Consider the following 8728-nt stretch of genomic DNA (forward strand, 5'->3'; position numbering starts at 1 on the left):
TTCAACGGCCAACCGCGGCCGGTGTCGGTCCGTGACTCGTCGATTGCGGCGGTGTCCACCGCGGCTCGACGCGCCGACCCGGGTGATCGGGCGCAGATCCCCGCGGGGCTACCCGGCCTTGTCACCTACGCTGTCGCGGTCGGCGACCGCGTCGTGCGCGGCGACAGGCTCGCCACCATCGAGGCCATGAAGATGGAAGCCGCCGTCACCAGCCCGCATGACGGAACCGTCGCCGAACTGGTCCGCGCCTCCGGTGCCTCGGTGGAGGTCGGCGACCTCCTCCTGATCGTCACCCCGGACCCGGCATCCAGCTGACCTCTCACTTGCACGGCATATCCCTCGGGTCCGACCGCAATCACCCGCACGTCGCGGTCGGACCCGGATTCGGATCCAGATGATGCATACCACCCGCAACGCCTGACCGGGATGGCCGGGCTTAACCCGGCTATCGACCGGGTACCGCAAGACGTATGGGTGACGCCCTGAACGAGAAAGCACTTTTCCACATACTGGGACCATTGGAAGTATACAAGCCGGACGGCGAACCGGTAGATATTCATCAGGGCAAACCACGGGTGCTACTGTCCTTGCTGCTGCTGAACTCCAACACTTGGGTCGGCATTGACCGGATTTGCTCCTCCCTATGGGAGGACGAACCGCCTCGCTCCGCCTCCGGCAATATCAAGACCTATGTCTCCCAGTTGCGCCATGCACTGCCACCCAGCCTGGATTCATTCGACAGAATTGAAAGCAGAAGGGGCGGTTACCGCATCAACATAATACCCGAGGAGCTGGACTCATCAATATTCGGAAGGATGGCGGACAGAGGTCGGGAAGAATTGCGTTTCGGCACCCGAGAGAAAGCCATTGAATACTTCGAGGAGGCTCTGAGCCTATGGCATGGCCAGCCCTTCGAAGAATTGCCCGCGGATATCGCGCTTGCCGAGACCGCCCGGCTCGAGGAACAGCGCTGGGCGGTCTGGGAGGATCTCATGGACGCCCGCCTCGCCCTGGGCCAACCCGAGGTCGTCCTGCCCACGCTGCGCGCGCTCATCGTCGAATACCCGCTCCGGGAACGCCTCTGGGGTCAGCTCCTGGTCGCCCTGGACCGTTCAGGCCGCCGGGCCGAGGCCCTGTCCGCCTACCGGACCGTGTATGACCGCCTCGCAAACGATCTCGGAATCGAACCGGGTATCGACCTACGTCGACTCCATCATCAGATCCTTTCAGCCGGCAACGAGATTCTGACGGCCGACAACGCCGCCGACCCGGGCCAACCGCCCGAACAGGGCGGACGCCGATGATGCCGCCCCGATCGGCGGATGTACGCAGGCTGAACCGGCATTGAACCGGTCCTGAACCGGTCCTGAACGGGCGCTGAACCGGCATTGAACCGGTCCTGAACCGGTCCTGAACGGGCGCTGAACCGGCATTGAACCTCTCGGTGGAAGAGTTGATACCAGCCGGACACGGAACGTCGACAGAAGACTGGTCCCGATCAGTGATCGATCCAGCAGGAAAAGATCAGGTCGTCCGGCGACTCGACAGCTACGGACTTCGACAGGAGGGAACCATGAAGGCTTCCTATGAGGCGCCCGCCCTGCACGAGGCCGGTGCCTTCGCCACGGTGACCGGTGACTGCTATGGAGATGACGATTACGGGCACCGCTTCTTCCGCCGCCGCCGGTTCGACCGGTTCGGCTTCGGCCGGTTCGGCCGGTCCGGCCGGTTCGGCCGGAGGTACTGAAGTAGTCCGAGTGACTACGGCCGACGCCGCATGAGCGTCGGGTAGGAGGAGAAAGGGGGCGGGTGGCGAAGGCCCGGACGGGCCGGAGCCACCCGCCCGTCTCGTCCGGGCCTTCGCCGGCTCACGAACCCCGGCAACTCGCGACATCCATGACCACTACCGCCGTCAGCCAGGCCGGACAGCCGCGGGAGAACAGATGCCGATGTTGCGGGAAGGCGTCGTCCACACGGAAACCGACTACGGGACCGCGCTTCTGGACGAGCGCAGCGGTCGGTACTGGACACTCAACCCGACCGGAACGTTCGTGTTGCGGCTGCTGCTCGACGGCCGCACCACCACCGAGGTCTCCGACGCGGTTGCTAACCGTTACAACGTGGATACAACCGCTGCGGGCCGGGACGTACGCGCCCTGCTGACTCAGTTGCACGCGGTCGGGCTGCTTGTCGCCGACCGCGCTTCCTGACGGGAGCAACCTATGAGCACACCCATGTCGCCGCCCCGCCGAGGAGGACAAACACCACTACCGCTGCGACGACCGCTGGCGATCGCCGCGGTCGGGGCCGCCAGGCTCCTGGCCACTCAGCCACCCGGCCGGATCCGTTTCATACTGACCTGGCTGCGCCGAGGGGCCACGCCGGCCGACTACCGGCAGACGTTGGCCGCACGTGACGCGGTCACGGCGGTGAGCACACTGTGTCGGGGTCCGCACGGCTGTCTTCCCCGTTCTCTCGCGACCACGCTGCTCTGCCGCGCGTCGGGCGTCTGGCCGACCTGGTACGTCGGCGTTCGCAGGGTCGCCCCGTTCGCTGCACATGCCTGGGTGGAGACGGAAGGAGTCATGGTGGGCGAACCGGTGCCGGCCGACCATCTCCGGCCACTGATCGCGGTCCCCCCGGAAAGCGTCCGGGCGTCATGAGCGGAGCATCCCCGGTGATCGCAATCAAACCGCTGCCGGCGGTACCGGCGGTACCGGACGGTGAAACGCGGGACGGTGAAAAGTGGCAGATCGCCGGACTGTGGCGCCTGCTCCGCGGGTATCAGCGGCCCATTGGCCTCGCGACCACGCTCACGTTGTTCGGGACCATCCTCGGAATCGCACAGCCACTGCTGGTGAAGAACGTGATTGATGCCGCACAGGCCGGTGGTGTCCCCGCCTCGACGGTCACGCTGCTGCTCGTGCTGTTCGCCGGCCAGGCGCTGATCGACACTTTCGGGAACTACCTGTTGGAGCGCACCGGTCAGCAGATCCTGCTCGGCCTGCGGAAACGACTGATCGGTCACCTGCTGCGGCTGTGTGTCGGGGTCTACGACCGGCGGCGAATGGGCGATCTGATCTCCCGCGCCAACACCGACACCACCCTCGTTCGGGAGGCGGTGGCCTACAGCTTCACCGCGATCGTCACGAGCTCCATCGGTGTCCTGGGGGCGGTGGCGATGATGATCTGGCTGGACCCGTTGCTGTTCCTGATCGTGCTGGTCGCGGTCGCACTGGCCGGCGCGATGGTGCTGGGTGTGCTGGTGCGCATCCGCGTCGCCTCGGAACACAGCCAGGCCAGTGTCGGGCACATGACCGCGGACCTCGAACGTGCGCTCACCGCGATCCGTACCGTACGGGCCAGTCGCGCCGAGCAGCGGGAAGCCGACCGTATCGGCGGACACGCCACGGATGCTTATCACGCCGGTGTGCGGATGGCCAAGTTGGACTCGATCGTCGCCCCGGCCGTCGAGCTGGCGGTCCACGGCTCGATCCTCGTCGTTCTGCTCCTCGGTGGCGTACTCGTCGCGAAGGGCTCGACGTCGCTGGGTGGTCTCGTCGCCTTCCTGCTCTATGCCACCTACCTCGTCATGCCGCTGTCCGAGCTGTTCGAGGCGGCGGGGACGATCCAACGGGGCATGGGCGGACTGCGACGGGTGAACGCGGTCTTTACGCTACCGCGCGAGCAGGACCGAGAACCTGACACCTCAGCGCAGCAGCGCTCCGGTCTGAACGACATCAACCAGGATGACGGCGGATCGCAACAATTTCGGGTCGGGCGGGCGTCCGGTGCCGCAACAGTGGTCGAGCGGCTCAACGGCGAGCGGCTCAACGGCGCCCCGGCGGTCGAGTTCCGTGGTGTGTGGTTCGGTTACGGGCAGGAGCCGGTACTACGTGACGTGTCGTTCACGGTGCCACGCCACGGCCACATCGCCCTGGTCGGCAGATCCGGTGCCGGCAAGTCCACCGTGCTCCAACTCATCGAGCGTTTCTACGAGCCCGACCGCGGGAAGATCCTGTTCGACGGACGGGACGTGCGCACGATCGACCGCTCCACGGCCCGCGCGTGGGTGAATCTGGTCGAGCAGCAGACCCCTGTACTCCAGGGCACGCTGCGCGACAACATCCTGTATGCCGCGCCCAACGCGAGCGATGAAGATCTCGAATGGGCCATCCGCACCGCAAGCCTGACGGACCTGCTCGCACGGATGCCCGCCGGTCTGGAGACCGAAGTCGGTGACCACGGTGTCCTGCTGTCCGGAGGGGAACGCCAACGGGTGACCATCGCCCGGACTCTCCTGGCCCGGCCCGCCGTCCTGCTCATGGATGAACCGACCTCGCAGATGGATTCCATGAACGAACACGCGCTCACCCGGGCGATGCAGGAGATCTCAACCACCGGTGCACTTCTGGTGATCGCGCACCGGATCTCCACGGTACAGGCGGCGGACCGCATCATCGTGCTTGACAAGGGGCAGGTGGTGGCCACCGGCCGGCATGAGGAACTGATGCTGACGAGTTCTCTCTACCGACGGCTTGCTTCCAGTCGGCCGGAGTCCGGCATAACGGTCCACCGTTGACCGGGAAACATCGGTGTGACGTTACGGCGACCGACGAAAGGGATATGAGGGATGCGGTGGACAACCGGGTAGCCGGGAGCGAGGCAGGCGTCTAGCTTCACCGGATAGGCCTGAGACAAGGAGTTATTCATGATCTTACGGCGCTGTTTCGTTATTTCTATGATGATTGCCGCCGTCGTGCTTACCGGATGGGGTGGCGGAGTCGCCCGTGCAGCGCCGGTATCACCGTCGGAGACGCCCTCACCGAGTCTTGATCGGGCACTGGCCACCATCCGGTCGCAGGGATACACCGCTACCCAGACAGGCGGCTTCAACCAGAACAACGATCTCAGCGTGATCGTCGCGCGGTGGAGCGGCTCCGTGGACGGGCACCCGCAGCGCGCCTTCCTCTTCCACCGCGGCCACCTGGTCGGAGCCGACACCGCACGGCCGAGCGCGACCATCCGGTGGATCTGGTCCACCAGCGATGTCGTGGCTCTCGGATACGATCTGTATCACTCCACCGACCCTCTGTGCTGTCCGACCGCAGGTGCGGCAACGGTCCGCTACCGCTGGGACGAGACGAAAGTCTCGTCCCAGGACCCCGTTCCGCCTGCCAGTTGGTCGGCTCCGGTAAGCCGTCGAGCGGTGAACAACACGGGATAACGAGCACGAGCATGGAATCCGGGAAATCTCGGCTTTCCTCCGCTCCTACCGCGAACGGCTATCTATTGCGGTAGGAGCGTTTTTTGTGTGTTGTTTTTTGTGAAGATTTATTTTTCAACAAGGAGCCGTCAACAGCGTTGACTATGTCGACGTCGACCGGGCCAGGCTCGCGAAGATGTCATCGAGGAGGGGTCGCGCGGGTGTCCGGCCGTGTTCGACATACCACTCATGACCGAGTGCCCAGCGAAACACCGGCCTCGGAAGCCGAAGCAGCACGCCCAGTGTTCGTACCCCTGAGTCGGCGGTGGCCTGACTGGCGTGCGCGGCCATGGCCGCGCGCTTCTGCCGGGCATAGCCACGCACATCCACCCGGTGGGTCAACGCCTCCGGAGCGGTGTAGGCGTCCGCGAGGCGGGCAGGAGCGAAGTCCGCCGGGACACCTGGCAGACGGCTGACCAGCCGCAGCGCCCGTTGTAACCTGCCGCGGTCCACGGTGGCTTCCAAGACGATCGGGGTGCCCGCCAACCGGGCGGCGCGCAGGCCGACATGGTGCACCTGCACATGGTCGGGATGGCCGTATCCCCCGGCCGGGTCGTAGATGGTGAGCGCGTCCGCGTGCTCCTCCCGCAGGATGCCGGCCAGACGCGCGGCAGCCTCCTCGACATCCGCCCGGGCGAACGCCTGCCGGGCCCCGGACGGTGCCTCCGCCATCCCGGAGTCGTCGTAGCCGAGGCACTCGACCCGCGCGCAGCCGAGCACCGCGGCGGAGCGCGCCAGCTCGGCCCGGCGCCGCTCGGCCAACGCACCACCCGCCAGCACCGCCGCGGACGCGAGCCCCGCTCCCCCGACAGTGGCGACGACAAGGACCACCCGGTGCCCGTCCGCCGCGGCACGAGCGAGGGTTCCCGCGGTGAGCAGCGCCTCGTCGTCCGGGTGGGCGTGGAAGGAAACCAGGGTGTAGGACACTTCCCCAGTCTGCACTCGGGTCTCAGCGTCGGATAACGTTTGTCGGCCGTACCACGGTGTGCCGATTTGGAGAGACTTCACGTGAAAATCGCCCATGTGACGGACTTCTACCTGCCGCGGCTGGGTGGGATCGAGATGCACGTCCACGATCTGGCCGTGCGTCAGCGAGCCGCAGGTCACCGCGTGGAGGTGATCACGTCCTCCCCGAGGCCGGCCGGGCAGCGTCACACCGTGGAGTACTCCGGTGGGCTGCGGGTGCATCGCCTGACCGAGACGGCCGCCCTGCCCTCGGCGCTGCATCCGGCGGCACTGCGGGCCGGTCGCCGGATGCTGCGTGAACGGGCCTATGATGTCGTACACGTGCATGCCGGCCTGATCTCACCCCTGGCGTTCGCCGCCATGTCGGCGGCCGCCGATACCCCGACCGTGGTGACAGCACATTCACTGATCTCCTACCTGGAACCTGCCTTCCGGATCCTCGACACTGGCGCCAGATGGTCGTCATGGCCGGTGGTGTGGACGGCCGTCAGCAACGTGGCCGCTGAACCGCTGCGTCGGCTGGTCGCCCCGGCACCGGTGTTCGTCCTGCCGAACGGGATCGACGTCGCGGCCTGGCAGGTGGACCCGTCGTCCCCTGCCCCCGACGACCGCAGCCCCGACGAGGTGCTCATCGTCGCGGTCATGCGCCTGGCACCCCGCAAGCGGCCCCGGCAGCTGTTGCGCATACTCGACCAGGCGCACGCCGCCCTGGCACCGACGACTCGGCTACGTGCCGTGATTGTCGGGGACGGTCCGGAGCGGCGGTCGCTCGAGCGATACCTTCGCCGCCACCACATGACCGGATGGGTGAGCCTGCCGGGCCGGTTGTCCCGGACGCAGATCCGTTCCCTGTTCGGGCAGGCCGACCTGTTCGTGGCACCCGCGACCCTGGAATCCTTCGGCATTGCCGCCCTCGAGGCCCGCTGCGCCGGCCTTCCTGTGGTGGCCAGGTCCGAGGGCGGGATACGCGAGTTCGTCCGCGACGGGCACGAGGGGATCCTTGCCGACAGCGACCCGGACATGGTCGAGGCGATCGTGCGGCTCGCCGCCTCCCCCGCGGCGCGGGAGGCGATCGCTGCCCACAACCGGGCGGTCGCACCGCCGGTAACCTGGTCGGATGTGCTGCGTCTCACCGCCGGGATGTACGCGCTCGCTACCGACCGCGCACGTCCGTCGCTGACGCGCGACCCGTTCTCCGTGGCGGGCTGAGCCGTTCTCCGGGCCGTACCGTCACCGTGGAGCATCCGGCGCAGCGCACGCCGTTCGGGCCGTTCAGGCCGTCCCCACCTGATCGGCGAACTGCTCATCGTCGTCGTCCTGGTGAAGGTCTACGACTACGTCCGATCCTTCGAAGCGGCACGCCGAATCACAGCCCTCAACCACGCCCACGGCGTTCTGACGGTCGAACGGGTGCTCCATGTCGACTTCGAACGGGTGGGCAACCGGTTTCTGACCGGCCACCACTCGCTCGCCCTGCTCGCCGCCTGGTGGTACCAGTTCGCCCACATCAGCGTTACTCTCGTGGTCCTGGCCGGATGCTATGCGATCCGGCCGGCGATCTACCGGTCGGCGCGCAACGCCCTGGTGGCGACCAACCTCGTCGGGATGATCGTTTTCTTCGTCCTGCCGGTGATGCCACCCAGGCTGTTGCCGAACGGCGGCTATGTCGACTCGGTGGCGCTCGCAGGTTTCGGCACCACGCACGGCGGGCCCGTTCCCGCGGACCAGTACGCGGCGATGCCGTCCCTGCACCTGGCATGGGCGACGTGGACGGCCATGGTGGCTGCGTCACTGCTGGCCGGCAGGCCATGGCGGCAGCTATGCTATGCCTACCCGATCATCACCGGGATCGTCGTGGTGGTCACCGCGAACCACTACGTTCTGGACGTCATGGCAGGAGTCGGCGTCGCGGTGGCTACCGCCTCCGCCAGCGGGCTGCTACGGCCGCGAGCGAGCCGCTTCGACCCGCAGGCAACGACTTCGGCGCGACCGTGGATACCCACTCAGATGATCCGGCGGCGGACGAGGAACGCGAAGACGCAGGCTCCGGGCATCAGCGGCACCCAGACCGTGAGCAGCCGGTATCCGAGGACCACCCCGATCGCGGACGGGGAGGAGACGCCGACCGCGATGAGCCCGGTCGCGAGGGTCACGTCGAGTGCGCCCAGCCCACCTGGTGAGGGCACGATGACGGACAGCGACGACGCGACCAGGTAGATGACGACCACGGTCCCCGCCGGCGTGGGAACCCCGAGCGCGCGCAGCACGGCCACGAGGATCAGGGCGTGCAGCAGCGGTACCGCCAACGATCCCAGCCACAGCTTGGCGGCACGGGCCGGGTCGCGCACGACAGCTACCAGCGCCGTCGCCTCCCGCCGCACGTGGTCCCGGGCTGCGGCGCACCGCACCGCAAGGCTTCCGCCCCGTGTTCTCGACCTGCGCCTGGTCACCACCGTCGCCGCAACCAGCGCAAGCGCCAGTACCCCGATCGCTACG

The 8728-nt window shown here is 67.2% G+C and carries 10 protein-coding genes and 1 pseudogene; 9 read left to right on the forward strand and 2 right to left on the reverse strand.

Annotation, left to right across the window (positions count from 1 at the left end):
* The 7 genes from NBW77_RS09370 to NBW77_RS09400 form a co-directional block, all read left to right on the forward strand.
* On the forward strand, positions 1-315 hold a 315-nt coding region (locus tag NBW77_RS09370), incomplete at its 5' end, for a biotin/lipoyl-containing protein (protein WP_284346908.1).
* A gap of 155 nt (positions 316-470) precedes the next feature.
* Positions 471-1304 (forward strand): AfsR/SARP family transcriptional regulator, encoded by an 834-nt coding sequence (locus NBW77_RS09375; RefSeq protein ID WP_250279580.1) that lies wholly within the window; start codon positions 471-473, stop codon positions 1302-1304.
* Between the two features lie 269 nt (positions 1305-1573).
* Complete coding sequence (locus NBW77_RS09380) at positions 1574-1747, forward strand: keywimysin-related RiPP (protein ID WP_131746960.1); 174 nt, start codon at positions 1574-1576, stop codon at positions 1745-1747.
* A gap of 196 nt (positions 1748-1943) precedes the next feature.
* The gene (locus NBW77_RS09385) at positions 1944-2210 is read left to right on the forward strand and encodes a lasso peptide biosynthesis PqqD family chaperone (RefSeq protein WP_131746961.1); all 267 of its coding nucleotides are present in this window, start codon (positions 1944-1946) and stop codon (positions 2208-2210) included.
* Between the two features lie 12 nt (positions 2211-2222).
* Positions 2223-2663, forward strand: a complete 441-nt coding sequence (locus tag NBW77_RS09390; RefSeq protein ID WP_250279582.1) for a lasso peptide biosynthesis B2 protein — start codon at positions 2223-2225, stop codon at positions 2661-2663.
* Between the two features lie 14 nt (positions 2664-2677).
* Entirely contained in the window at positions 2678-4582 is a 1905-nt protein-coding gene (locus NBW77_RS09395; RefSeq protein ID WP_502799461.1) for an ABC transporter ATP-binding protein, read from the forward strand.
* A gap of 129 nt (positions 4583-4711) precedes the next feature.
* Positions 4712-5227: an LppP/LprE family lipoprotein gene (locus NBW77_RS09400; RefSeq protein ID WP_131746963.1), complete on the forward strand. Its 516-nt coding sequence runs from the start codon at positions 4712-4714 to the stop codon at positions 5225-5227.
* A gap of 141 nt (positions 5228-5368) precedes the next feature.
* On the opposite strand, the gene NBW77_RS09405 is transcribed toward NBW77_RS09400, so the two are convergent.
* Positions 5369-6208: a PIG-L family deacetylase gene (locus NBW77_RS09405; protein WP_217497595.1), complete on the reverse strand. Its 840-nt coding sequence runs from the start codon at positions 6206-6208 to the stop codon at positions 5369-5371.
* A gap of 66 nt (positions 6209-6274) precedes the next feature.
* Here NBW77_RS09405 and NBW77_RS09410 point away from each other — a divergent pair, with 66 nt between their 5' ends.
* Positions 6275-7441 (forward strand): glycosyltransferase family 4 protein, encoded by a 1167-nt coding sequence (locus NBW77_RS09410; protein WP_250279584.1) that lies wholly within the window; start codon positions 6275-6277, stop codon positions 7439-7441.
* 111 nt (positions 7442-7552) lie between these two features.
* Positions 7553-8449, forward strand: coding sequence for a phosphatase PAP2 family protein (locus NBW77_RS09415; RefSeq protein ID WP_284346909.1), 897 nt, complete (start codon positions 7553-7555; stop codon positions 8447-8449).
* On the opposite strand, the pseudogene NBW77_RS09420 reads toward NBW77_RS09415, so the two are convergent.
* Positions 8338-8685 (reverse strand): annotated as a pseudogene (locus NBW77_RS09420) (lysylphosphatidylglycerol synthase domain-containing protein); the annotation flags it as partial. The gene NBW77_RS09415 and the pseudogene NBW77_RS09420 overlap by 112 nt on opposite strands.
* Positions 8686-8728: the final 43 nt, after the last annotated feature.

Source organism: Frankia sp. Cppng1_Ct_nod, assembly GCF_920656135.1.
Classification (GTDB): Bacteria; Actinomycetota; Actinomycetes; order Frankiales; family Frankiaceae; genus Protofrankia; species Protofrankia meridionalis.

Coding starts and splice junctions, on each gene's coding strand:
- NBW77_RS09375 (WP_250279580.1), top strand. CDS start 471: ATGGGTGACGCCCTGAACGAGAAAGCACTTTTCCACATACTGGGACCA.
- NBW77_RS09380 (WP_131746960.1), top strand. CDS start 1,574: ATGAAGGCTTCCTATGAGGCGCCCGCCCTGCACGAGGCCGGTGCCTTC.
- NBW77_RS09385 (WP_131746961.1), top strand. CDS start 1,944: ATGCCGATGTTGCGGGAAGGCGTCGTCCACACGGAAACCGACTACGGG.
- NBW77_RS09390 (WP_250279582.1), top strand. CDS start 2,223: ATGAGCACACCCATGTCGCCGCCCCGCCGAGGAGGACAAACACCACTA.
- NBW77_RS09400 (WP_131746963.1), top strand. CDS start 4,712: ATGATCTTACGGCGCTGTTTCGTTATTTCTATGATGATTGCCGCCGTC.